We start from the raw sequence: 25644 nt of genomic DNA on the forward strand, positions 1-25644 counted from the left end.
AGTATACTAGAGTTAAAAGATACGTTTAGATAGAAGGTAATACTAATGACAGAAACACAAAAATACACCATTACGGAAGTGTCACAAAAATATGATATCAATCCCAATACCCTGCGTTATTATGAACGAATAGGGCTTTTACCAGAGATACCTCGTCAGTCTAATGGCAATCGCTATTTTACAGATGATCTTAATAAGTGGCTTGAAATGATTATTTGCCTACGTCATTCTGGCATTCCAATCGAAGCCTTGATTGATTATTGTCAGCTACTCATGCAGGGTGACCAAACGGTGGAAGCGCGTGAAGCCTTGTTGCGTGAGCAACTAGCAGTGCTAGAAAACAAACAAAAAAATCTCCAACGTTCCATTGATCGCTTGACACGCAAAATTAGTCTTTATGAATCTGGAGAGATTTTAAATAAGGACACTTACTATGAAGAATATGGCATTATCTTTGATGAAGATGGCAGCTGGAAGGAGCGATTAGATGACTTTGAAAATTGATGCCTTTGCCCATGTCTTACTCCCTGAGTTTTTTGGAAAAATGCTAGCGCTGGATAAGAATTTAGTCTCAAAAATGCCCTTTATCCAAAACCCTGTCTTGACGGATATGACAAAACGTCGCGAGACGATGCCAGCTAACACTAAACAAATTATTTCTTATGTCAATGCCAACCCAGAAGATTATCTGGACAGTGCTGGAGCTGCTCAATTGGTAGAACTTGCTAATGAGGAATTGTTAGTGACAGTTAAAGCGAATACGGATATCTTTGCGGGTGGTGTAGCCATGGTGGCTATGAACAATATTCCAGAAGCGGTGCGCGTGATAGAAAGTTTTGGTACTAGCCATCCTGAAATACTTGGGATTCAATTATTCACACGCCACCTAGGAAAATCTCTAGCAGATGAGAGTTTCAAGCCAGTATTTGCAGCAGCATCTAAGGCAGATGTTCCCATCTGGCTCCACCCAGTTTTTGATGCACGAAAGCCAGACAATAATATTATTTTTAGCTGGGAGTACGAATTGACTCAAGCCATGCTAGACATTGTGCAGGCTGGCTATTTCAAAGCATTTCCAAATCTTAACATATTGGTTCACCATGGTGGGGCTATGGTTCCATACTTCGCAGAGCGGATTGAGCATATTTTACCAGAGGAGCAGGCGAGTGATTTCAAGAAATTCTATGTGGATACAGCCCTTTTAGGCAATAGCAAAGCTCTGGAACTCTGTGTGGACTATTACGGTGTTGACCATGTTCTTTTTGGAACTGATGCACCGCTTGGGATTCTTCCAGCTGGAGCGACAGAAGTAATCAGTAATGCTATCGAAAAATTACCTTTAACGGATAATGATAAAGAAAAGATTTTTCGTGGGAATGCCAATAGGCTCTTTGGATTAGGAGGTTGAAAATGACAGAGATCTTTAGAATGTTTCGTCTTGGTTTGGACTTGGATTATGAAGAAGATTATAAGCAAATTGGCTATACGAACTTTACCCAGTCAATGGCACTAGAACCAGGGACTTTGGCTATGTATGGTGGTCATCTTTCAGAAGATTTTAGTCAGCAGATCGTTGTGGAATGTTATGCTAGTGAAGAGGCTTATCAGGAACATGTTCAATCACCTCATTTTAAGGCCTTTGTAGATTTGGCACAAAAAGCACTGACTAGCCGTGAAGTGGTGACCTTGGTGCCACAATTATTGCTTCAAAAACCAACCGCCTTGCGGATTTTTGATGATAAGCAGTTAGCTGTTCGACTAGCTACTGTGAAGGTTAGTGATAGCAATGCCTTTTCAGAGATTGTCTTACCTGAAATGCAGACCAGCATGGAAAAAGAAGCTGGCGTCTTGGTCATGTATGCTGGTACAGATGTGGACAATCCGGATACTTGGTATTTCTTTGAGGTCTATCAAAATGAAACTGCTTATGAGCAACACAGAGAAACACCGCATTTTAAAGACTATATTGAGCAAAGTGCTAAATTGGTCCTAGATAAACAACTTCAGACGTTGCATGGGGATATGTTGGTGAATCGTGGATAGATTTAGTAGCTTGATGATAAATTAAAATACTTTTGAAGCATCTATTAACTTTCATTATAGGTATTTGTCACTGTTAGTAGTTAGAGATATACTATAATTGAGATTAACATTATTATAGAAAGAAGTGATGACTCATGTTTAAACATGAAGATGTTAAAAACAATCCCTTATTTGCCTTTGGAGAAGAAAATCCGTACGGTGCTAGTTTTACGGGACAATCCTATCTAGCAATGTTGGCACAAGCGCCAGATGGCAATACCAGTGTTGGAAATGTGACCTTTGAACCGGGATGTCGTAATAACTGGCATGTGCATTTAGATGGCTACCAAATTCTTCTTGTTACTGGAGGAGAAGGTCTTTATCAGGAAGCTGGGAAACCTGCTAGACATTTAAAAGCTGGTGATGTCGTTGTGACCGACAAAGGAGTGAAGCACTGGCATGGGGCAACTAAGGATTCTTGGTTCAGTCATGTGGCGATCACAGCTGGGGCTAGTGAATTTTACGAACCAGTGACAGACAAAGATTATCAAGCAGCTCATAAGGAGGAAGAATAATATGGCTATTAAACAAACAGCAGGGCGTGATCAATTAGGCGAATTTGCGCCTGAATTTGCTCATTTTAATGACGATGTTTTGTTCGGTGAAAACTGGAATAATGAGGCTATTGATCTGAAGACACGCTGTATCATTACTGTGACGGCTCTGATGAGCTCAGGTATCACCGATTCTTCTTTAAACTATCACTTGGAAAATGCCAAGAAAAATGGTGTCACCAAGGAAGAAATATCTGCTATTATTACCCATCTAGCCTTCTATGTCGGCTGGCCAAAAGCCTGGGCGGTATTTAGACTAGCTAAAGAGATTTGGTGAGAGTGATAGGTGATGTCGTATTTCCATTTTGATTGAATAACTTGAAAATAAAAGTTAATAGTTTAGAAGTTAAAAAGCGCATAAGATTACCGTGAAGGACACTAAAATCTTGTGCGTTTTTTATGATAACAGAGAAGTGTAGAGGTGGAAATTTTAAGACAATAAGATTTTTAACCTTGTAATTTATCCAAAAACAATTGGGCTGCTGCTGAGAAGACCTTATCTTTTTTCCAGACGAGGTAGTGGTCTGAGGTCAGTAGTGGTTCAAGTGGTCTAAAGGTCAAGTTAGGGTTGTAAGTCAACTGGTCAAATCCAATCAGATAACCCAGACTTTCTTCAACCATGAAGAGGGCATTGTAACTGAGATTAAAGGTGCTGACAATATTTAGCTGGTTTAAGTCACCAAGCCAATTAAGAAGTTGGTTGTCTGACTGAGTCTTGGTCACTGCTTGACGGGAAAGAATGAGGGGGAGGTGCTGAATGTCTTCTAGAGCAATACTGTCTTTTTTAGCCAATGGATCAGTCGTTGGTAAAATGACTCCCCAAATATCCTGAGAAGGCAATTTTTGATAATGATAATGTGGTAATTGACGAGGATGGACAATCAAGGCAAAGTCTAATAACCCTTTGTCTAGCAAAGATGTGATATCTTCGGCATTTCCTGAAGACAGGTGGTAGCGAACGTTTGGATATTGCTCTTGGAGCTGTTTGGCAATGATTGCAATATGCCTAAAAATATGGGATTCTGCACCACCAATATAGACATCTCCCTCGATAATATCTGTCAGATAGCGAAAATCATTTTCGGTCTTATCAACCATGGCAATGATTTCTTCAGCACGATTTTGAAGAAGCAGCCCTTCCTGAGTCAGCTCAATCTGACCCTTCTTATGGCGAATGAAGAGTTGTTTTCCAAGTTCTTCTTCTAATTCTTTGATTTGACGTGAGATAGTGGGTTGTATCAGGTGGAGGCTGTTTGCAGCCTGGCCTGCGTGATGCCTCCTTCTTTGATAATCGCTAGAAAATAGCGGAGCACTCGAATTTCCATCATTTCCTCCTTTGTTTCTTTTATTATATCATGCTTTTTGAGTATTTTATAATATTTAAAATGAGTATTTGCTATTTGATGAGCTGAGGATTATCATAAAAGTATCAAAAGGAGGTGAAGTGGCAATGAGTATTCGTCAACGATTAGGACCAAGTGACACCCGTCAAACAGTGATACTATCCCCTACTGAGATTGCTATTCAATTGGGCAAGGTGGTGGTAACAGCTTATCTAACGGATACACAGGTCGCAAAAACACTGATCGCGCATCTACCTCTCACAACCATGGCTTGTACAGGAATAAATGATGCTTGTGGGCAAATCATGCCACTTCCCTACCAAGCTTCAGACGTACAAGGCGGTTGGTTTAATGGAGATATCTGCTATGATCCAAGTGGAGATTGGTTTTCTATCTATACAGGTGGGGAAAATACCAAGCCTCATCTTAGGGAAATTTTCTTAGGGCAGCTTGCTAACGCTAACGATATCAAGCTTGTAAACAGTCAGCTAAATGGTGATGAAATCCCTTTAACCCTATCGCTCAAAGAAGGTGAAAGAGAGGGGGATAAAACAAGTGACATTAACATATAGCAGAAATATCCTGCTGATTGGGTTATTGCTTGGTTGTTTGAGTTTAGCCAGCTGTTCCTTACCAAATTCCTCCATTCCTACTAGTGGGAAGAGCACCACAGGGAAACAACACAAAGAAAAAGGAGACAAACCGATGACCATCGCCTTGTTCATAGATGGACAAAATATTCCAGTCACTTGGGAAGAAAACGAAGCTGTTTCAACCTTGAAAAAAGCGTTAGAAAAACAGCCATTGACTATCGACTTATCAGCTTATGGTGGTTTTGAACAGGTTGGAGAGCTTGGTATGACACTACCAAGTCAAAATACCCAGCAAACCGCTCAGCCAGGGGATATCATGCTTTATGATAGTAGCCAGTTAGTGCTCTTTTATGGTCAGAATCGTTGGTCATACACCAAGCTGGGGCACATGGCTACGGATGCCAAATCCCAGCTGGCTAATGACAAGGTAACAGTGACTCTTACTCTGGAGGAAAGCAATGATTGATACAGCTTTTGAACCCTATTTAAATACTGGAAAATTAGTTCCCGAACAAGATGGACTGCGCCAGCTTATTTCAGATATTCAAACTGAAAATCAGCCGCTTGTGCAAGAACTCAATACTCAAGTTCAAACTGTTACCAACACGAGGCAAATTGTTGAACAGTTGACCAAGGAGAAAATTGACGATACCGTCACCATCAATGTTCCTTTTCAAACGGATTTTGGACGCCACATTCACTTTGGTAAACATATCTATGTGAACAAGGATGTCTTTATGGTTGATTTGGGTGGGATTTTCATTGAAGATGACGTCCTCATCGGCCCACGTGCTAAGTTGATTTCCGTGAATCATCCTTTGAAACCAGCAGACCGTCATAAATTAGAACTCAAGTCCGTTACCATTAAGAAAAATGCTTGGATTGGAGCGGACGCGACGATTTTACCTGGGGTAACTGTAGGGGAAAATGCTGTTGTGGCTGCAGGTGCCATTGTTTCCAAGGATGTCCCAGCTAATACCGTAGTCGCTGGTGTTCCAGCAAAAGTCATCAAAATCATTGAAGGATAACCTATAGAAAGAAGAAACATCATGACAAAAACATTTGCTATTTATGAAAACATTGCATCACAAAACGTTCGCTTTAAAAATCGTTTCGGTATCGAAGTTGCAGGAGATTTGTACTTGCCAGAAGGCTATGACAATCAGAAAAATCCTGCCATTGTAGTGTCTGGACCATTTGGTGCGGTCAAAGAACAAGTTTCAGGCCTTTACGCACAAGAATTTGCTAAGAATGGCTTTGTAGCGCTAGCTTTTGACCCATCTTTTACAGGGGAATCAGGTGGAGCAGTGCGTAATGTCGCTGAGCCAGTGATGTTTACCGAAGACTATAGCGCAGCTGTTGATTATCTTGGAACCTTACCTTACGTTGACCGTGAACGTATCGGTGCCCAAGCCATTTGTGGTTTGTCAGGGATGGCCTTGACAGCAGCAGGAGCCGATACTCGGATCAAGGCGGTCGCTACGACCTCAATGTATGATATGTCCAAGTCTATGTACTTGGGCTATATGAACAGCTATACCGATGAACAGAAGGCAAAACTGCGTGAACACGTCAGCCAACAACGCTGGGTAGATGTGGACAATGGTGCCTCAGAAACTGGGAAATACCGTCTAGGCTATCATGAGCTAGGGTTTGATGAAAATGGCAATGTGGTGACGGGTGAGAGTCTATTCCCAGAAAAACTTCCAAAAGGTGCGGACCCTGTTTCAAAAGCTTTCTTTGATTACTATTGCACACCGCGTGGTTATCACGAGCGCTCTATTAACTCAACAGCAGCATGGACAGCGACAACGCCAATGGCATTCTATGAGTTTCCACTTTACCATAACATCAAAGATATTTCACCACGCCCAATCCTTCTTGTAGCTGGTGAAAATGCCCATTCCCGCTACCATTCAGAAGAAGCTTACGAAGCAGCGAGTGAACCAAAAGAATTACTCATTGTTCCTAATGCAGACCATGTGGACTTGTACGACCAAAAAGATAAGATTCCGTTTGAGCAATTAGTTGCTTTCTTTACTGAGAATTTGAAGTAGTCGTAGGAACTAGAAAAGCTTTAATGTTTTAGGAGTAAGAGTATTATCGTAATCCTTATGATAGTTGGAAGTTATAAATGATTAAAAACCTTGATTTTTCAAGGTTTTTTACATGTAAATTTACTTGTGGTGTCAATTACTAAAATAATCTCTTGTGTTATTTATATAGAAACCAAGGTAGATGTAGCAGCGACAGGACTGGTAGGCGCACGATTGACAGCTAACACACGATTTGGAAGCCCAATTTGATGGAAGTGATTTAAATAATCATTATTTCTCAGCTAAAAGTGATAAGGTGAATTTTGATAAAGGTCTTGGAGGATTGTGATGAGTTGAGTGAGCCCGTCATTTTGAACATCCTGGTGGTGAACAAGTACAAAGTCAAAGGATTCTGGACAGTCAAAAGGAATCCACGAAAATTGCCCAGAATGGTCGTTTAAGAATCCTGGTGATAAGCAGATAGCTCTTCCAGCAGCTACTTGTATCAATGTAAAATCATGTGTTGGACTATTCAGAGTCTGTATAGGAACAGTATCAACGACACGTTGTTGAACCTGGCGCAAGGTTTGTGATGAGCCACCATTGACCAGAAGGGTACGATGGGCTAAATCTTCTATCGTGATACGCTTTTTTTTAGCTAGTGGATCGGTTGTTTGACATAACAAATAGATGTGACTGGTAAATAGCGGGGTAATAGTAACCCCACTGAGTTTCTCAGCCTCTTCACGAGGGAGTAATATGATGTCCAGGTCCCGTCTCATAAAAGAGCTGATGGCATCAATAGTCGGTTGCATTTCAGGCACAATTTGAACCGTAGGCTGCTCGGCTTCAAAAATAGGGATAGCTTCTGGCAGATGAGTGAGCATTGTCCGCATGGGAAAGCCGATTTTAATAGCAGAACGATAGCGTTCTCCCATATTTTGAGCCTGTTCAATGGCAAACTGTATCTCTTGAGAAATTCGTGATAAGGAACTAATTAACTCTTTTCCTGCAGGAGTTAAGCGGATGCTTTTCCCAATACGATAAAAAATAGCAAAGCCCACCTCTTCTTCGATTGTCTTGATTTGATAAGATAGTGAGGGTTGAGAGATAAAGAGATTTTCAGCTGCTCGGCTCAAATTTAACGTTTTAGCGGTTTCGATAAGATAGGTCATTTGTTTGGTATTCATCCCAGCTCCTTATTAAATAATTTTATAAATAATCTAAAATAAGTATTGGATAATTTTATTATAAGACATTATACTAAAGTCATCAAGTGAAAAGGAGACGGGTAAAATGCGGAGCAAAAAAATGCGATACGGTATTCTAGCAGGTCTCTTTCTAGGAATGCTAACTGGTACTTATTTCGTTAGTGACAAGCAGACTATAGCGTTACAGTTACCTGATGTCATATCAGAAAGGAAATCGGAAATGTCAGAAAAAGAAACCTTACAAACCATATATCGCCAAATCAATCAAGCCATGGTAGAGAAAGATACTGATACCTTGTCTCAACTGTTACGAGCTGATACTGTTTTAGTTCACATGACAGGGTATTCTCAGCCAGTTGCTGAATGGTTGGAGCAGATTGAGTCTGAAGACATGGCGTATTATTCGTGGAAAGAAGACGTGATAAAAGATGTCGTCATTTCTGGAAATAGCGCCAGCCTAATTGGCCAAAGTCGGGTGAAAGCACGAATCTGGGGCTCTGGTCCATCGACTTGGCGTCTGCAAGTCAAAATGTATTTTGAAAAAAGAGATGGTCAGTGGCAAGTGATGAAGCAGGTTGCAAGCACTTATTAAACGAAGGAGAAAAAGGATGAAACACTTAAACGATGTTGTCGTATTATTGGGAGCAGGAGCTATTGGTTTAGAGATTGTGAAGCGTGTCGCTACGAACAAAACAATCTTTTTAGGCGATATTAACCAAGATAATCTTAGTCGGGCTAAGGAAGGGTTAGAGAATGCTGGTTTTACAGTAGAGACTGCGATTGTGGATGGTGGTGACCGTCATGCTATTCAAGCTTTTGCAGATCAGGCTGAGAAACTAGGGAATATCACATCATATATCCATACAGCAGGCCTTTTCCCCAACCAAGCTGCCTTTGAAGACATCTTGCGCGTGGACTTAGTTGGGACAGCCATAGCCTTAGAGATTTTTGGTAAGCTTGTAGCACCTGGTGGGGCAGGGCTTGTTGTTTCAAGCATGGCTGGACACATGTTTGCAGATACGGTAACAGTAGAGCAACGCATGGCTTTGGCAACAACATCAGCTGATGATTTAGGAACCCTTGACTTTATGAAAGAGGACATTCCTGGAGGGGCGTACGCAATTTCTAAGCAGGGCAATATTCTACGCGTGCAAGCAGAAAGTCTCAACTGGGCCAAACGAGGTGCACGTCTCAATAGCATTAGTCCAGGCATTATTATCACACCATTAGCTCGTCACGAACTACAAGCTAATCCAGAAGGTTACCAAGCCTTGATTGACAATTCAGCAACCAAGCGTGTGGGGACAACTGCTGAAGTAGCCACCGCAGGAGCTTATTTGTTGAGTGAAGAGGCTAGCTTTATTACTGGTACGGACCTGCTGATTGATGGTGGTGTGATTGCTGCTATGAAAAATGGCAAAATGGGATAACAATAAAGCTGTGAGAACTCAGCTAAATGTCATAAGCTACTAAAATAAATGAAATCGTGAAGGAGAGATGATGACTAAAGTAACGATTATTGGAGCGACAGGCTCCTTGGGGCGTGTGACTGCCAATGTATTATTAGAACAAACGGATGTTGACTTAACGTTACTGTCACGATCAGCCCATAAGCTATCTGACCATGCGCGTGTCAGCAAGATTTCAGCGAGCGTTTTTGACACAAGGGCCTTAAAAGAAGCTATTAACGGCAGTGATCTTGTTTTTGTAGCACTCTCTGGAGATTTACCGAAGATGGTTCAGGCTATTATTGATGTGATGGAGACGTCCAAGGTCAGACGTATTGTATTTATCTCATCCTATGGGATTTATGGAGAATTGCCTGGTCAAAATGGTCGTGTCGATAGTATCTTAAAACCTTATCGAAAGGCGGCAGATAAGCTAGAGCAAACTGACTTAGACTACACTATTTTGAGACCAGGTTGGTTTGACAATAGTAGTGATATTAGCTATCACCTTTATCCAAAAGGTGATGTTATCAGTGGGAACACCATCTCACGGTTAGCCATAGCAGATTTTGTTAAAGAGGCTGTACTGCATCCAGATTTTTATCTTAAGGAAAATCTAGGAATGGTACGAGATTAAACAAGGCCAGCTTAGATATTTCATACTCATTCAAAATCAAAATTAGAATTTTAGAACCTCTAATATCATTGAGAGAGTAACGAGCGTAGCGAGAAAAACTGTTTCTTTCACTATAGTGGTATTCTTAGAAGTGAAACTGTCCAGTGGACAGTTTCAGTCTGAGCTTAGAAACGCGAGAGCTCAGAGTAAACTCTTGCTAAGAACGGATTTTTGGGAGAACTACAGAAATTGAGAATCAATTTCGTAGTAGTTCCCCCGCAAGGATGATTAGGTTGGACGCTGTCGAATAGTCGACAAGTACAGCCAATCATCTACTGCGATAGAGAGGCTCAAAAAGTAGCAATGAAAATCCAAAGGAGGTTTTGATATTGACTTTGTCAACTCTATTTCCCACCTCCAAAGGTCTCCCAGACCTTTGGATCGTCCGCACTTTTAAGAAAGAAACAAAAAAGTAATTTTTGAATTTGTTTAAGTATCAGTAATTGAAAGTCTTTATCTATGAAGATGAAAAGACCATATACACCACATTTTTAGAGGAGAACGATTATGGAACAAACCTATTTAACACTCAACTCAGGATATAACATGCCACAATTTGGGATTGGCGTGTACCTCGTAGCCCCAACTGATACGAAACAGAATTTACTAGAGGCTTTTGAACTTGGGTATCGTCATGTGGACACAGCGCATGCTTATCAAAATGAGCGTGAGGTAGGTCAAGCGGTCAAGGCATCTGGCTTGGAACGCAGCGAGCTCTTTATCACTTCAAAACTCTGGCCGAGTGATTACGCCGATTCTGAGGCTATTGACAAAATGCTGGCGCGTTTAGATATGGACTACATTGACCTTGTCCTTTTGCACCAAGAAATAGGCGATTACAAAGCAGGCTGGAAACAGTTAGAAGCAGCCGTTCAGGCTGGTAAAGTACACTCAATCGGTCTCAGCAATTTCGAGTCTGGTCGCTTGGAAGAAATTCTTGAGATGGCAACCGTCCAACCAGCAGCCTTGCAAGTAGAGTGTCACCCCTATTTCCAACAACGTGAGTTAAAAGAACGGATTGCAAGTATTGGTACCATCATCGAAAGCTGGTATCCACTGGGACACGGTGATGCTACCCTAATCGATGAACCCATCTTTACACAATTGGCTCAAAAATATGGCAAAACCAATGCACAGATTATCTTACGTTGGCATATTCAGTCTGGTCATGCTGTTTTTCCAAAGACGACCAATCCAGACCATTTAAAAGAGAATATTGCCATCTTTGATTTTGCCTTGACCGATGAGGAAATGGCAAGAATCAATGCGCTTGATAAAAACTTCCGCTATTTCAATATGACCTTGGAAGAACGGGAGCGTAATTTCAAAAATTTTATACCGGCAGATTAGAAATAGTCCCTTGGATAAACATCCGAGGGTTATTTTCTGTGCTGTTAAAATATCCCACTGTTAAAATTATTGTTAATAACAAAAGTATTTTCCTTGACTTTTCGTTTTAGACAACTTATACTTGTATCATAAACAAGAACAAGTTAGATAGCTTTATCTAACATTTGTTTAAAAAGGAGTCTTATGGATACGAAATTTTCAGTAGCCATCCACATTTTAACTATGATTTCGGAGAGTAAGGAGACCTTATCTTCTCAGGCATTGGCAACAAGTGTGGGTACCAATGCCAGCTATATTCGTAAAGTCATTGCTCTCTTGAAAAATGCCGATTTATTGATGTCACATCAAGGCAAGAGCGGGTATGCCTTAACGAAAGCACCAGCAGAAATCAGTCTTTTAGACATTTACTATGCGACGCAAGAAGTGACTCAGGTAAAACTCTTTCAAGTGCATCAGCATGCCAATTTGGAATGTCCTGTCGGTAAACATATTGAAGGGGCTATCAATCCGATGTTTCATCAGGCGGAAAAGCATCTGGAAAAAGAGCTTGCCAAGCAAAGTCTTGCTGATGTCATTGCGAATTTATACCGTCAAGCAGGAGTTACCAAGTAAGTGTTTGGTAATTTCCTTTATTAACCTTGTATCTGTATCTAAAACAAATACAAAAATATCACGACATTCTCTAAACGTCGTTTGAAGTTCCAATCTTGCAGACCAGCTCTGCTATTTCCAAAAAAGAAAGAAGAAAAATCATGAAAGCAGCACAATTAAATGACTACAACAAAAACAATCTCAACCTCAAACTCGTCGATGTTCCAAAACCTGAGCCACAGGATAAGCAAGTCTTGGTCAAGGTGCTGACAGCTGGGGTCAATCCGTTAGACAATATGATTACTCGTGGTGAGGTCAAGATGATTGTTCCTTACAAAACACCCCTCATCGCTGGAAACGAAGTGGTGGGACTGGTGGAAAAGATAGGTACCGGCGTGAGCCAGTTTGCCGTGGGGGATCGTGTTTTTGGTCGTTTGCCGTTAGATAATATTGGCGCTTTTGCCGAGTACGTGGCTGTGGATGCGGCGGCTCTAGCTAAGGTCCCTGACTATTTAACCGATGAGGAGGCGGCAGGTGTCCCTCTGACGGCTCTAACCATCATGCAGGCGTTTGATCTTATGAATGCTAAAGCTGGCAAGACCCTCTTTATTTCTGGTGGGACTGGTGGTGTCGGTGCCATGGCTATTCCCCTTGCTAAAGCCAAAGGATTAACCGTTATCACTAATGGGGACATCAGCAATCGTGACCGAGTCGTGGCGCTCGGGGTCGATCAGTTCCTAGATTACAAGACCCAGGATTACACCAAGATCCTCAGCAATGTTGATTATGTCTTGGACACTCTAGGTGGCACTGAGACCGAGAAACAAATGGCTATTATGAAAAAAGGCGGTCAGATGGTTTCCCTTCGTGCTATGCCAAATGGTGCCTTTGCTAAGCGCATGAATTTACCTAAGTGGAAACAAGTCCTCTTTACACTGGTTGGTCGCAAATTCGACAAAATGGCTGACAAATATGGCGTTCACTATCACTTTATCTTTGTCGAAAGCAATGGTCAACAACTCCAAGAAGTGGCAGATACTTTTACCAAACTAGAGATTAAGCCATCTATTGATACGGTTTATCCCTTTCAAGAGGTCAATGCTGCGCTGGATAAGGTAGCAAATGGACGCTCACGCGGTAAAACTGTTCTCAGCATGAAAGGATAACACATGGCTTATTTAGAAACCAAAAACCAATACCTTACTGTTCAAGAGAAAAACATTGTCTACCGTGAAATTAGTAAGGGAAAGTCAGACTATCCTTTGGTGATGTTAGTCCATCTCGCAGCAACCATGGATCATTGGGACCCTAAACTCATTGACCTTTTGACCCAAACACAGCATGTCATTTTGCTTGATTTGCCTGGTGTTGGTGCCAGTGACGGTAAGGTAGCAGGTACCATTCCAGAAATGGCAGAGCAGATGATAGATATTATCAAAGTTCTAGGCTACAGCAAAATCAACCTTCTTGGTCTGTCTATGGGTGGCATGATTGCTCAAGAAGTGGTGCGTTTGACTCCAACTTTGGTGAATCGCTTGATTTTAGTAGGGACTGGTCACCGTGGCGGACTTGGTATTGATCAGGTAACAGCAAATACCTTCCGTTACATGGCACGGGCTGCTCTACATCGTGTGGATCCTAAACGTTATATTTTTTATGGTCATGATGACAATGGCAGAGCAGAAGCAGATAAGGTGCTCAGTCGCCTAGCTAGTCGCAAGAAAGCTTATGCGGACAAAGAGATGGCTGTGCCCAGTTTTTTACGCCAGTTAAAAGCCATTAAAACCTGGGGAAAATCCCCAGAAGATGACTTACAGTTTATGACACCCCCAACCCTAATTGTTAATGGCGACAAGGACATGATGGTACCAACAGAAAATTCCTACATCATGCATGATAGGATTATAAATAGCCAACTGATTATCTATCCTCATGCAGGCCATGGGTCAATTTTTCAGTATGCAGAAGATTTTACATCAAAACTTAATGCTTTCTTAATAGGAGAATAAGGCATAAAAAGTATTTGTCGCTAAGTTAACAAGGTGGAATCTAAAAAACTCTACTCGATTAGAGTGCTAACAAGACATTGTGTAAACTAGCTTATCCCCTTAGCTACTACAGAGTAGTTGAGGGGTTTTACTATTTGCATTTTTTTGAAAATAGCTACCGACTTTTGTGATTATTTTTAAAATTGTGCAAATAAATGGTTATCTTGATGGTTATTTCTAAAAACGTGCAAATAAATGGCGGTTTTGTGATATAATAAAGATGAGGTAATTGCTATGAAAATCATTTCGAGACCATATTATTTAGAATTTTTGAGACGCCACAAAGATAAACCATTAATAAAAGTCATTAGTGGTGTTCGTCGTGCAGGCAAATCTGTTTTGTTCCAACTTTTCCGTGAGGAATTATTGGCTTCTGGTGTTGAAGAAAGCCGGATTATAACTATTAACTTTGAAGATTTGTCATTTTATGACTTACGGGATTTTCGTGCTTTGAATACCTATCTCGAAGAACGTCTAACCTCTAATGATAAACACTATATTTTTTTGGATGAGGTTCAGCATGTCGACAAGTTTGAGCTTGTAGCGGACAGTCTTTTCATCAAAGAAAATGTTGACCTGTATTTGACAGGTTCCAATGCCTACTTTATGAGTAGTCAATTGGCGACTAATTTGACTGGGCGCTATGTTCAGATTGAGGTTTTACCCTTATCTTTCAAAGAGTTTCTAGCAGGGCAGGAGCATGGTGCAGAAACTAAGACCAGATTAGAATATTTTAATGACTATCTGTTTAGTGGTTTTCCGTATTTGCTTCAGACGCAATCTTATCAAGAACGAATTGAGTATTTGCAAGGGATCTATCACTCAATTGTCCTCAATGATGTGGTAGCCAGAGTCGGTGTCGCTAATCCAGATATGCTGGAGCGTATTATTCGTACACTCTTAAGCAGCATTGGCAGTCAAGTATCGACAAATAAGCTACGCAATACACTAGTCAGTCAACATGTTGCGATTTCCCATCATTCTTTGGAAAGCTACCTCAATACACTGATAGACAGTTTGTTATTTTATGCGGTCCCTCGATTTGATGTAAAAGGAAGAAAACTCTTGCAACGACTAGAAAAGTACTATACGGTTGATTTAGGGTTCCGTCAGCTCCTTTTACCAGATCATCCGCAAGATCTAGGGCACATGATTGAAAATCTAGTTTACCTAGAATTGCGTCGTCGCTACTCCAAAGTTTACGTCGGCAATATCGGAAAGTACGAGGTGGACTTTGTGGTTGTCACAGACCAAGGTGCCTATGAGTACTACCAGGTCAGTCAAACCACCCTTGATCCTAAAACCTTAGACAGAGAACTCCGTCCTCTGAAAGCAATCAAGGATCAATTTCCAAAATACCTTTTAACGCTAGACAGCATCCAACCAACTGCCAATTACGAAGGCATCATTAAGCAAAATTTGGTGGACTGGTTGTTGGAGTAATAAGAGAATAAAATGCGAGTGAGTGGGACAACGATGATAAAAAGCTTATCTTGTACCTCAGTAAGTGACAAATCACTTTCTAGCAGCCAGTATTTGACAAAGGCGACAATAGCACCTGAGAAGATGTGAATGAGAAAGGTGGTTGGGGTAGAAAATTGATGTTTCTAGGGAAATAATCGCCTAATCATTCCATGCAATATACGACTCATGGTCGCACTATCAGGATGACAGCCTTTTTCAAGCCAATCTTTTGCCATAGAAAAGTAGATCATGGTCCCTGTTCGGTAATAGTAATAGTCTTCGATAGAGACAGTCTCATCATTTTCATTAAAGAAGGAAAATGGGATTTTATCAATGTGAGATAAGTAAATCCTCAGCTTTGTTTGATGCGTTTTAATGATATCGAAAAATTGTAAATAGTGTTTAGGATTGTGATGGCAATTAGGCACTTGGAAAAGCGCAACAATTTCTTCTAAAATGGGGATAGCGATATGTTGCAAAATAGCTTCTTTAGAGTCATAATTTCGATAGAAAGCAGGTCTTGAAACGCCTGCTTTTTGTGTTAATTCCGTAATGCTAATAGATTCAAATGATTTATGTTCAAGAAGCAATAGCAGAGCTGTCTCGATACACTCACGAGTGAGTTGATTGGCTTCTTTGTTAGATAAATTGGTATGGTTCATCGTGCCTCCTGTTACAGATGATATCAAAATGTTACAGCTAAGAGGTTATTATTAACAGTTGAGAAAATGATTTGTTAAAATAGAATGTGCTGTTACAACTGTAACACGGTTAATGTTTTTAATCAAGAAAGATGAGAGGAAATAAGTTATGAAAAAACGGTGGTTCACATGGATTTGGAAAGGGATTGTGAGTATTCTTCTCCTTATCAGTCTATCAGTCATGGTGATTTGGTTTACACCTACTTTAAAATTACAGGCTTTTAAATGGGTTTTTGAAAGTAGTGAACGACAAACTTTGGTAGAATTGGAACAAAATAAGATTGATTTTTCTCATGTCAATGTAGAAAGGGATATTCCTTATCGTCAAACAGGAAATCAAGGGCATTTGCTAGATATTTATCGTCCTAAAAAAGAGGTTACGACGAAACCTCTTATTATCAATATTCATGGAGGAGGACTATTTGCTTCCTATAAAGAAACGAATCTTAAGTTCAATTTGGAATTTGTCAAAAGAGGCCATACAGTAGTGAATATCAGCTATCGCTTGATTCCTGAATCGACGTTTTGGCATCAGATTGATGACATTATGACAGCTTATCGTTATCTGGTGACACATCAAGATAGCTTGAATCTTAACTTAGATCAGGTTTATGTTGTGGGGGATTCAGCTGGTGCTTTGCTGAGCCTGATGTCAACAGCTATTAATAGTAGTCCTGAATTGCAAGAAACCTTTAATATGCCACAGACTAGATTGACAATCAAGGGGCTTGGATTGATATCCATCATGTTAGATAATCAGCGACAAGATATCATGTCGCTTATCAATGACTACATTGTGACTGACGAAGATAAAAAACGTCCATCACTTGCCTATCTTCTCAATCCTTCGAGTATTATTGAAAAAGCAGAGCTACCACCCGTTTATCTCATTACAAGTGAAGAGGATTTAATCCAATTAGATACCTTAAAATTAGAAAAACGGTTAAAGGAAAATCATGTTCCTTATCAATTGAAAAATTATGAAAAGGACCAGCATAACAAACTGGTGCATGTTTTTGCAACGCTACATCCAGAGTGGTCGGAGAGTCAAGAAGTGATTGACCATTTATCAGTATTTACCAATCAATAGGCACTTTAGAAATAAAATTAACCAAATGAATTAGTCACCACCCTCATCTGTCCAACGATGGAAAAAAGCTTATCTTGAGCCTCTTCCAGGGTTAACTTAGTCTCTAACAGCCAGTATTTGACAAAGGCGACAATCCCACCGGAAAAAATGTGGATATAAGCAATATTAGGTGTGGTGCCAATAGAATGACTAGATTGGATATTTGCTGAAACTAGCATATCATGAAAAGCAGCAGTGAACACAGCTGGTTGACTAGTCAATAATTGATTGATGACAAAGCGGTTTTGGTCAACAGCTAAAAGGATTTTATCTAAAAAGAGCCGACCTTCTACTTCAGTAATAGTTGCCACATCCTTAACCAAGGGACGGCAAGCATCTTCTATAGAAAGGAGAAGCTCATTGAGAATATTGTCGTAAAGGTGTTCCTTGGTCTCGTAGTGTTGGTAAAAGGCATTACGAGATACCTGAGCCAGTTCGCAGAGCTCTTTGACCGATATTTTGGACAGTTCCTTGGTTTGTAGTAAATTGAGAAAAGCCTCTTGGAGGGCTTTTTCGGTTTTTTCAAAACGTAAATCCTGTTTCAATATGACATTCCTTCCTGATGTGTCACATAAGTGACAAAGGTTTGCTAAGTGTCAATTGACGATTTTATGTGACACTTGTAATATAAATACTATAACATAGTGAAACAAAGAAAGCGAGAAAAAGATGGCAAATCGTGTAACAGAAATCTTAGGTATCGAGAAACCAATTATCCAAGGACCTATGGCGTGGTTAACAGATGGGCATTTTGCAGGTGCTGTTAGCGCTGCTGGTGGTTTGGGTGTATTGGGGATTAGTGCCGGGCAAAAAGAGGCAGCGACAACCGTGGAAGATACCATTGAAAATATGCGTCGTGAAATCCGCATTGCCCGTGAGATTACGGATAAACCTCTGGGGATCAACGTAGCACCTGGTCATCCTCAAACAGACCGTTTTACGCAACCAATGTTGGATTTAATGGTTGAAGAAGGTGTTCAAGTGGCAATAATGGTAGGGAAATTTTCAGCTGAATGGACTGCGAAATTTCATGCCAAAGGAATAAAGGTTGTCTTTCGAGCAGATACCCCAACTGTTGAAAATACTGAAGAAGCTATCCAAGGTGGTGCAGATGTTATTGTCGCGACTGGATTTGATGAAGGAGGTTCTGTCCCTGAAAAAATCATAGGAACGTTTTCTATTGTCCCTATGATTGTCGATGCAGCTAAGGGACGTGTCCCTGTAATGGCAGCTGGTGGTATCGCAGATGAACGAACTGCCCGTGCAGCTTTCGCCCTCGGTGCAGAAGGTCTTTTTATTGGTACAGCTTTTTTGATGAGTCAAGAGTCAATTTTGGCAGAAAATATCAAGCAAGAGGCTACTAAAGCAAATGCTTCAGACCTTTTATTTTACAGGGCAGTACCTGTTTATTACCGCTCTTTGCCCGGCGAGTTGCCAAATAAATTATTGCAACTTAGTAATGAAGGCGCGAGTCTTGAGGAAATTCATAAGGCTCAATCTGGATTTAATGGTATGAGAAACGGCATGCTTTTTGGAGACCTCAGCAAGGGCTTTGCCTCATTTGGTCTTGGCATTTCAATGATTGACAAGATTGAGCCTGTCTCAGTAATCATGGACAAACTCATGTCAGGTATTGAAGATTTAATCTAAACTCTTTAATATAGATGAAAATGAGGAAACTATCATGACAGAAAAGAAACAAATGAAACTCGGTCTTGCCATGTTTGGAGCCGCTGGTTTAAATTTTAAATCTTGGTTGGCTCCAGAAGTTAGGCTTTCTGAGTATCCAGATATTTCAGTGGATGTCAAAGCGGCACAACTAGCTGAAAAAGGAAAATTCCAATTCATGTTCTTTGGTGATTTTCCAGGAACAAAAGCAGTAGCAGATGCTGATATGCAGACCATGGGCTTGGATCCTTTATTGATTGCGACAGTCATTGCTAGCCAGACAAAGCATATTGGTTTAGGGATTACTAGAGCGACGTCTTGGAACAATCCCTACGAAGTTGCTCGCCAATTCAAGACGCTAGATGCGATTAGTAAAGGCCGTGTGGCTTGGAATGCCGTAACTGGTGCTAATGGAGTCAGTGCTAATGCTTACGGCGTGCACCTCCCATCTAGTTTTGACCGTTATGGCAAGGCGGCAGAATTTACGCAAGCAGTCCAAGCCTTATGGGCAACTTGGGAAGAAGAGGCGCTTAAACTTGATCATGACAACCAGATTTTTGCGGATTATGAGAAAGTCAAGTCTGTTACTGTAAAAGGTCAGTATGTTGAAACGTCAGGAACTCTGCCAATTCCACCATCAAAACAAGGTCAGCCGCCAATTTTCCACTCAGGAGGTTCAAGTAATAGCGTTGCCTTTGCTGGTCAGCATGCAGATGTCTATGTCGGTGAAGTCTGGACCATTGAGCAGGGACAAGACATGCGCCAAGCACTTAGTCAAGCAGCTGTTAAAAATGGTCGTCAGCCAGGGTCTGTTGCCTTTATCGCTGGTGTCATGCCTCTCATTGGAGATAGTAAAAAGGATGCCCTAGAGCGCCATGCAAGGTTTATTGATGAAGATACTTTTTATCAACGGGTAGCTCATATCGGTTATGCTTTGGGTGTTCAATTTACCATGGCGGATATTGAAAAAACTATTGCTGCTGAAATTCTTGACAGCGTAACGATTACTCCATATAGTGACCCACGGACAGAAAACATCATTCGAGTAGCGCGTGAAGGTTGGACCTTACGAGAAGTGGTCTATCATTCAGTCATTGACTATCACCCAGCCGCAGTCGGTACACCAGAGGACATTGCAGATCACTTGACAGAATGGTTTGAAAGCGGCGCAGCTGATGGTTTCTGGGTCATGCCAGACGTTTATGAATCAGATTTAAAACGTTTTGTTGAGGAAGTTGTTCCGATCCTTCAAGAGCGTGGTATTTTTCATACAGATTATGAAGGGGAGACCCTCCGTGAAAACCTTGGAATTCCTTATCAGTATGGGGTGAGGGAAGAAGTATAATGATATGCACAGAGATGCCTTAAGAGGTGTCTCTGTTTTTTGGAAAAAGTATTTTCTAAGAACAAATTAATACCAGAGTCATTTAAGGAAATTTCATTGCTCTAAAAACAAGATAGGGCAGAAAGCGAAAAGGTTGGTTAGTTTGAATTCATCGTTTTTTTTGATGAGGAGAAAAAATAGATAAAAAATAGATATAGATGGCTTGGGACTTACTAAAAAGAGGTATAATAATTAAGGAATTTTGATTCTCAAAGATATAGAAAGTAGATTAGGAGTATTCAATGAATTTTTATCAAAAAGCTGACCCTCAGAGACGCTATGCCATTAGAAAAACGAGTGCCTGTGTTGGATCAGTTTTGATTGGTTTTTTCTTTTTAGCTGGAAATATGCAGACTGTTCAGGCGGCAGAAAACGCTCCTGAAACAGTCGCTCTTATCTCACATTCAAATGCGACAGTAGATCAAGATGGCCTTGGCCAAACAGTGGCTAGTGAAGAGATTGATCAGCTTATTGAAACACCCCAAACGAACCCAGTGGTAGTAGACGAAAAAGTTTCTAATGAGCCTCTTGTAGCTGATAGTGTGATGACAGCTGAAGAAACTCCTAAAGTAACTGGCACATCTCCTGAAGAAGTTAAAAAAGCTATTTTAGAAACTCCTGCTCCGAACTATTACGAAGATGAAAGATATCAGTTGTCTCAGGCTGAAGTACTAGTCAAAAAAGACGAGAAAGTACAGTTGAAATTGACAAATATTACAACTAACGAAGAAGTTAAGGAAATCAATTGGTATGTTCGAACTGATTATCCACAAACAGAGGTCTACAATTCTGAGGAGACTATTATAGGGGAGGATAAAAAGGAGCTTCTTCGTCTTGATAAGGATGGGACAGTCACTTCACTTAATACACATGAAAAGTCACAGGCAGTAGAACTTTGGGCTGAACACAATAAACATCTGTATCGTGCCTTAGTCAAATTGCCAGGAACTATGGAGATGGAAGCTATTCGCCAAGATGAGGAGGCTAATAAAAAAGCAGACGAAATCGTCAAAGCATTCGAAAATTTATCAGATGTTGAAAAGGCCAAAGCCGCTCATGATTGGCTAGTTGATAACGTCCAATATGTTGACCGACCAGGCAAAGATCAAAGTGCTTATTCTGCCTTGGTTGAAAACAAAACCGTTTGTGCTGGTTACGCAAAAGCCTTCAAACTACTCATGGATAAAATGGGAATCCCATGTCACACCAAGCAAGGTGGAATCGTTGGTAGTCAGAATCATTTGTGGAATATGATTGAACTTGATGGTAAATGGTATCATGTGGACGCTACTTGGGATGATTTGGGGCATACGCACCTAAACTACCATCGCTACGAGTATTTTCTTATCAGTGATAAAGACTTTAATCCCACAACAGTTGTAAAACGCAAATATCACAAAGCACACGAAGACAATATGGGGGAAAACTATCGATTTTATGGTTTTGAACACGAAGGGGTACTCAAGGACAAAGATGGCAAGGTTGTTAAACAAGGGGTTTTAGCCAAAAATATTGAAGAAGTATCCGAAGTTTTAGAGCGGCAATATCATAAAATTGCATTCAAGGAAACATCTGCTGTTTTAGAACTGTTGGTCCCATCTAGTGAACCAGAGGCTAATATTCATAGTAGGCTGGCAAATATCCTGACTCACTCTCGGTTCGAAACACAAAAGACTTCATATGGCGATTATATATTTTATCGTTTTAATGTAAAGCTATATCCTCGCTGGAATGATAGAAAGAGCGAACCAGAACTCAAAATTGATAGTCTAAAAGCTACGGCCCCTGATAATACAGAAAAGATGTCCAGCGTTTTAGTTACTTTAAATACATCTGTTGAGTTAAGTAAGTCTAACTTTACTGTGACTGGTGCCAGACTCTCTGAGGTTACAAAAGTAGATAATGACGGAAAAGTCTACAGGCTTAAATTAGATACGCCTAGAACTGTAGTCGGAGGAGATGTTGAAATCTCTGTTAATAAACGTGGCTATCACAGAAAACAAGCTCCATCCAAAGTGGCAATTCAAGTAAACAGGGCGTCAATCCCATCTGCATCATTTAAAGCAACGGGTGAGAACGAAGGGATGTTAATACATGTTGACTCTAGCATGGAATATCGCTTGAACTATGGGGCATGGGAAAAAATAGGCAGCAATTCCGTTATATTAAATAACATTGGATTGGCGGATATTGATGTCCGAGTTGCAGAAACTAAAAACACCTACGCCTCTCCTGTACAACGCTTGATTGTTCAAAAAAATAGCAATGTTAAAGCAAGCTCAAAAGATGGTAAAATAATCGGTGTTAACAGATCTATGGAATACCGTCGAAAAAACACGAACCAGTGGTTTGATTGTCAGGGCAACTATATCACTGGCTTAGTCAACGGGGAATATGAGATTCGCACTAAGGCAAATGCCAATTATTTAGCTTCTGAGATCACGATAGTAAACTTAACCAACAGCGTGGCTGAAACAGAAGAAGCACTAGCCAAACAACAAGCCAAAGCTCAGGAAATACAACGCAAAGCGGAAGAACAACAAGCGAAACGTGAACAAAAAAATCTTGCTCAAGAAGATAAATCAAAGCAAACAGAGAGAACACGCAAAAAACGCCACACTGAGTCTGAACAACAGACAGTAGAAGCGCAAAAGCAAAACAATGAGTTAGCTAAAGCAAAAGCTGCCGAAAAAGTGACAGAAACAAAATGGGTACAGGGTGTCAATGTTGAAGACCACGAGTTTGTTAAGATCACAGAAACGGACAAGGACGTAGAATACTTTGTCACTAAGCAGTCCGCTGGACAAGGATGGTATGACATCAATAAGAACGGTCATGATGATGGCGACCTTTGTGCCGGTGCCGTTGCAACGAATATGTTACACTGGTGGGTTGACCGAAATAAAGATTACATTGATCGCTATTTGAATGAAAATAAAGACAACGGCACATATACTGTTCAAAATACCAAGTTTGATTTTCGGGAAGCTCGCCAGGTCTACACAGGTGAGAAAGGATATAGTGACCAAAGTCGATTCTTTGACATTGTAAAACAAGCCTTTCCTCACAGTTCTGTATGGACAAATAAAATATTGGACCTATACATAAATGGGTATGGCTATAATCAAAGTTCCTACATGCAGAACCCCCCTGTAGAGAAGGAGAAATTAACAAGTCAAATCAATTTCTTCAGAAAGGTTTTTGGAGGAAAACCGCTGACACATTACGAAAGCATCCATAGTCATAGTCAATTTAGCGAGAGCATCAAAACAGCTTTAGAGCAAGGAAAAGCCATAGGTGTTGCTTATTATCATAACCCTGACGCTACCGGCCATATCGTAACCGCATGGGGAGCAGATTTCGATGAATCTGGAAAAGTTATAGCTATCTATGTTTCAGACTCGGATGATGGTGGCGAGCCTGTGCCAGGAGACCAAAAGAGCCAGGTAGGACTCCGGCGCTATCGAGTTGAGGAACATGGAGGTAAGCTCAGATTAACTAGCCATAAGCAAGAAGGTTTCGGTTCTTATATTGGATTCATCAACACCTTATCTCAAGGTACGGAAGACTGGAAAAAGTACTTCAAAAATGAAGAGATTAAAACAGGAAAATTAGTAGCGCCAGAAGAAGCACCAGCTAAACCGGAATTTTCAGAAATGGATATCCTTCGTGCCGAAGCAGAACGCAAAGCTGAAGCTGAGCGTAAAGCCCAAGAGGAACAAGCCAAACGCGAGGCTGAACGTAAAGCTCAGGAAGAGCAAGCTAAACGCGAAGCTGAACGTAAAGCTCAGGAAGAACAAGCTAAACGCGAAGCTGAACGTAAAGCTCAGGAAGAACAAGCTAGACGCGACCGTGTACTTGCTGAAGAACAAGCGAAGCGTGAGCAAGAAGAAAAGGCGAAACAAGTGGAAGCCCAACGCCAAGCTGAAGCAGAACGCAAAGCAGAAGCTGAACGCAAAGCCGAGGCTGAGCGCCAAGCTGAAGCTCAACGTCAGGCTGAAGTTGACCGCAAAGCGCAAGAAGAACAAGCAAAACGTGAGCGTGCACTTGCTGAAGAACAAGCGAAGCGTGAGCAAGAAGAAAAGGCTCAACAAACCGAAGCTGAGCGCCAAGCGCAAGAAGAGCAAGTCCAACGCGATCGTGCACTTGCTGAAGAAAAAGCGCGTCAAGAACAAGTGAAGCGTGAGCAAGAAGAAAAGGCGAAACAAGTGGAAGCCCAACGTCAAGCCGAAGCTAAGCGCAAAGCCCAGGAAGATCAAGCCCAACGCGACCGTGCACTTGCTGAAGAAAAAACTCGTCAAGAAGAAGCCAAACGCAAGCAAGAAGAAATTGCGAAGCAGGCTGAAGCTGACCGCAAAGCCAAAGAGGAGAAAGCACAGAGAAACCAAACTGTAGCCTCCAAAGTGAAGGTCAATCGTAAGCATACTCCCATGAAACTAGCTGAAATAGATAATGGATTGCAAGAAGTTCAAAATGAGAATCTTACTCGCCAGGGCGATAGAGTAATAGATCGCTTAGAAAGCTCAATTAACGCGAAGAGTCTGTCTAATGTTGAAAGTCGACTGACAGCAGAAAGTGAGCAAAAAGAGCCTCAAGTTTTATTGGTGGCGCCAGTAATAACAAGCCAGCAATCGGCTGTTCCCCAAGCTTTGGCCGAGGATAAGCCAAAAGAGGTGACACTCAAGACAAGTGATAAAAATCTGGAAGGGACAGATAAGAAGACCGAGCAGATAGAAAAATTACCTGAGAAAACACCCAAATCTACCCAAGGAGTTTCTCAGAGAGTCGAAAAACTTTCCCAAAAGAAAACTAGAAATGGGCAAGGGTCAACGGCTGGGTTTATTATACCAACTATCTTGGTAGGTATTTTACTCTTTACCATGGTTTATCTGAGAAGAGGCAATAAAAGGAATAGATAGACATCACTGATGAAATGTATTCTAGAAATTCAGTTTCATAAAATGCACCAACTATATGGTAAAAAGAACAGTGGGAGCAGGGCTACCTAGATTCGTTGATAGAGCTAAGTCAATTGTTGGTGTAGGTTTGGGAAGTGACAGAAAGAACGTAGTTAGGGAAAATGAAAATAATAGTATTGATGAAGGTCTCTCTATATTCATCACGTGACTACCCTGAGGACAGAAATTATCCTATAAGACAAGACGTAAAGATACAGGAGAAGTTTACACTAGACGTGGTGGAACATAAGGAGACAGAAATAATCTGAAAGAGAAATATGGCTTATCTTAATGTTGTTTTTTCATTGTGGTATAATGTAACGAACAGAACCGCTAAATGATTCATCACCTAGAAAGGAAAATTCTTAAATTGTATTATAAATTTCTACTATTCGAAGTTTTTATAAA

Annotated in this window: 25 protein-coding genes and 1 pseudogene; 21 read left to right on the plus strand and 5 right to left on the minus strand. The window is 40.9% G+C overall.

Annotated features, from left to right (window positions below):
* Window positions 1-45 precede the first annotated feature (45 nt).
* The 5 genes from GZ996_RS05675 to GZ996_RS05695 all read left to right on the plus strand — a co-directional run bounded on the left by GZ996_RS05675 (window position 46) and on the right by GZ996_RS05695 (window position 2913).
* Window positions 46-504, plus strand: coding sequence for a MerR family transcriptional regulator (locus GZ996_RS05675; RefSeq protein ID WP_156805313.1), 459 nt, complete (start codon window positions 46-48; stop codon window positions 502-504).
* Window positions 488-1408, plus strand: a complete 921-nt coding sequence (locus GZ996_RS05680; RefSeq protein ID WP_162011543.1) for an amidohydrolase family protein — start codon at window positions 488-490, stop codon at window positions 1406-1408. Before GZ996_RS05675 ends, GZ996_RS05680 begins: the two co-directional genes overlap by 17 nt.
* A gap of 2 nt (window positions 1409-1410) precedes the next feature.
* Window positions 1411-2043: a putative quinol monooxygenase gene (locus tag GZ996_RS05685; RefSeq protein ID WP_162011544.1), complete on the plus strand. Its 633-nt coding sequence runs from the start codon at window positions 1411-1413 to the stop codon at window positions 2041-2043.
* Between the two features lie 134 nt (window positions 2044-2177).
* Window positions 2178-2597, plus strand: coding sequence for a cupin domain-containing protein (locus GZ996_RS05690; RefSeq protein WP_162011545.1), 420 nt, complete (start codon window positions 2178-2180; stop codon window positions 2595-2597).
* Window position 2598: 1 nt separating this feature from the next.
* A complete protein-coding gene (locus GZ996_RS05695; protein WP_018163693.1) occupies window positions 2599-2913 on the plus strand; it encodes a carboxymuconolactone decarboxylase family protein in 315 nt (104 codons plus the stop codon).
* A 170-nt stretch (window positions 2914-3083) separates the two neighbouring features.
* On the opposite strand, the gene GZ996_RS05700 is transcribed toward GZ996_RS05695, so the two are convergent.
* Window positions 3084-3734: a LysR family transcriptional regulator substrate-binding protein gene (locus GZ996_RS05700; RefSeq protein ID WP_238386404.1), complete on the minus strand. Its 651-nt coding sequence runs from the start codon at window positions 3732-3734 to the stop codon at window positions 3084-3086.
* 96 nt (window positions 3735-3830) lie between these two features.
* A pseudogene (locus GZ996_RS12135) lies at window positions 3831-3878 on the minus strand (hypothetical protein); the annotation flags it as partial.
* Between the two features lie 208 nt (window positions 3879-4086).
* Between GZ996_RS12135 and GZ996_RS05705 the strand changes: the two are divergent.
* The 4 genes from GZ996_RS05705 to GZ996_RS05720 are packed head-to-tail and all read left to right on the plus strand — an operon-like array spanning window position 4087 to window position 6629.
* A complete protein-coding gene (locus GZ996_RS05705; RefSeq protein ID WP_162011575.1) occupies window positions 4087-4551 on the plus strand; it encodes a cyclophilin-like fold protein in 465 nt (154 codons plus the stop codon).
* On the plus strand, window positions 4535-5038 hold the full coding sequence (locus GZ996_RS05710; protein WP_238386405.1) for a cyclophilin-like fold protein: 504 nt from the start codon (window positions 4535-4537) through the stop codon (window positions 5036-5038). Before GZ996_RS05705 ends, GZ996_RS05710 begins: the two co-directional genes overlap by 17 nt.
* Window positions 5031-5600: a DapH/DapD/GlmU-related protein gene (locus GZ996_RS05715; protein ID WP_162011546.1), complete on the plus strand. Its 570-nt coding sequence runs from the start codon at window positions 5031-5033 to the stop codon at window positions 5598-5600. Before GZ996_RS05710 ends, GZ996_RS05715 begins: the two co-directional genes overlap by 8 nt.
* A gap of 21 nt (window positions 5601-5621) precedes the next feature.
* Entirely contained in the window at window positions 5622-6629 is a 1008-nt protein-coding gene (locus GZ996_RS05720) for an alpha/beta hydrolase (protein ID WP_162011547.1), read from the plus strand.
* Window positions 6630-6910: 281 nt separating this feature from the next.
* Here the strand turns inward: GZ996_RS05720 and GZ996_RS05725 are convergent, their stop codons facing one another.
* Complete coding sequence (locus GZ996_RS05725; protein WP_162011548.1) at window positions 6911-7798, minus strand: LysR family transcriptional regulator; 888 nt, start codon at window positions 7796-7798, stop codon at window positions 6911-6913.
* A gap of 106 nt (window positions 7799-7904) precedes the next feature.
* Between GZ996_RS05725 and GZ996_RS05730 the strand changes: the two genes are divergently transcribed.
* The 8 genes from GZ996_RS05730 to GZ996_RS05765 all read left to right on the plus strand — a co-directional run bounded on the left by GZ996_RS05730 (window position 7905) and on the right by GZ996_RS05765 (window position 15375).
* Entirely contained in the window at window positions 7905-8411 is a 507-nt protein-coding gene (locus tag GZ996_RS05730; protein ID WP_443255849.1) for a nuclear transport factor 2 family protein, read from the plus strand.
* A 16-nt stretch (window positions 8412-8427) separates the two neighbouring features.
* Window positions 8428-9249, plus strand: coding sequence for an SDR family oxidoreductase (locus GZ996_RS05735; protein WP_162011549.1), 822 nt, complete (start codon window positions 8428-8430; stop codon window positions 9247-9249).
* A gap of 70 nt (window positions 9250-9319) precedes the next feature.
* Window positions 9320-9904 (plus strand): NAD(P)H-binding protein, encoded by a 585-nt coding sequence (locus tag GZ996_RS05740; protein WP_162011550.1) that lies wholly within the window; start codon window positions 9320-9322, stop codon window positions 9902-9904.
* A gap of 546 nt (window positions 9905-10450) precedes the next feature.
* Window positions 10451-11293 carry an aldo/keto reductase gene (locus GZ996_RS05745; RefSeq protein WP_162011551.1) on the plus strand — a complete coding sequence of 281 codons (843 nt, stop codon included), beginning with the start codon at window positions 10451-10453 and terminating at the stop codon, window positions 11291-11293.
* A 183-nt stretch (window positions 11294-11476) separates the two neighbouring features.
* Window positions 11477-11905, plus strand: coding sequence for an Rrf2 family transcriptional regulator (locus tag GZ996_RS05750; protein ID WP_162011552.1), 429 nt, complete (start codon window positions 11477-11479; stop codon window positions 11903-11905).
* A 140-nt stretch (window positions 11906-12045) separates the two neighbouring features.
* The gene (locus tag GZ996_RS05755) at window positions 12046-13050 is read left to right on the plus strand and encodes an NADP-dependent oxidoreductase (protein ID WP_162011553.1); all 1005 of its coding nucleotides are present in this window, start codon (window positions 12046-12048) and stop codon (window positions 13048-13050) included.
* Between the two features lie 3 nt (window positions 13051-13053).
* Window positions 13054-13893, plus strand: coding sequence for an alpha/beta fold hydrolase (locus GZ996_RS05760; protein ID WP_162011554.1), 840 nt, complete (start codon window positions 13054-13056; stop codon window positions 13891-13893).
* A 273-nt stretch (window positions 13894-14166) separates the two neighbouring features.
* Entirely contained in the window at window positions 14167-15375 is a 1209-nt protein-coding gene (locus GZ996_RS05765) for an ATP-binding protein (RefSeq protein ID WP_161980714.1), read from the plus strand.
* A gap of 164 nt (window positions 15376-15539) precedes the next feature.
* On the opposite strand, the gene GZ996_RS05770 is transcribed toward GZ996_RS05765, so the two are convergent.
* Entirely contained in the window at window positions 15540-16058 is a 519-nt protein-coding gene (locus GZ996_RS05770; protein ID WP_162011555.1) for a TetR/AcrR family transcriptional regulator, read from the minus strand.
* Window positions 16059-16206: 148 nt separating this feature from the next.
* On the opposite strand from GZ996_RS05770, the gene GZ996_RS05775 reads away from it, so the two are divergent.
* Window positions 16207-17187 (plus strand): alpha/beta hydrolase, encoded by a 981-nt coding sequence (locus GZ996_RS05775; RefSeq protein WP_162011556.1) that lies wholly within the window; start codon window positions 16207-16209, stop codon window positions 17185-17187.
* Between the two features lie 17 nt (window positions 17188-17204).
* Here the strand turns inward: GZ996_RS05775 and GZ996_RS05780 are convergent, their stop codons facing one another.
* On the minus strand, window positions 17205-17771 hold the full coding sequence (locus GZ996_RS05780; protein WP_161978474.1) for a TetR/AcrR family transcriptional regulator: 567 nt from the start codon (window positions 17769-17771) through the stop codon (window positions 17205-17207).
* 124 nt (window positions 17772-17895) lie between these two features.
* Here GZ996_RS05780 and GZ996_RS05785 point away from each other — a divergent pair, with 124 nt between their 5' ends.
* The 3 genes from GZ996_RS05785 (at window position 17896) to GZ996_RS05795 (ending at window position 25197) form a co-directional block, all read left to right on the plus strand.
* Window positions 17896-18876, plus strand: coding sequence for an NAD(P)H-dependent flavin oxidoreductase (locus GZ996_RS05785; RefSeq protein ID WP_162011557.1), 981 nt, complete (start codon window positions 17896-17898; stop codon window positions 18874-18876).
* 34 nt (window positions 18877-18910) lie between these two features.
* Window positions 18911-20239 carry an NtaA/DmoA family FMN-dependent monooxygenase gene (locus tag GZ996_RS05790; RefSeq protein WP_162011558.1) on the plus strand — a complete coding sequence of 443 codons (1329 nt, stop codon included), beginning with the start codon at window positions 18911-18913 and terminating at the stop codon, window positions 20237-20239.
* Window positions 20240-20520: 281 nt separating this feature from the next.
* Window positions 20521-25197 (plus strand): IdeS/Mac family cysteine endopeptidase, encoded by a 4677-nt coding sequence (locus tag GZ996_RS05795; RefSeq protein WP_162011559.1) that lies wholly within the window; start codon window positions 20521-20523, stop codon window positions 25195-25197.
* Window positions 25198-25644 lie beyond the last annotated feature (447 nt).

This window comes from Streptococcus sp. S784/96/1, assembly GCF_902729355.1.
In the GTDB taxonomy this organism is placed as follows: Bacteria; Bacillota; Bacilli; order Lactobacillales; family Streptococcaceae; genus Streptococcus; species Streptococcus caledonicus.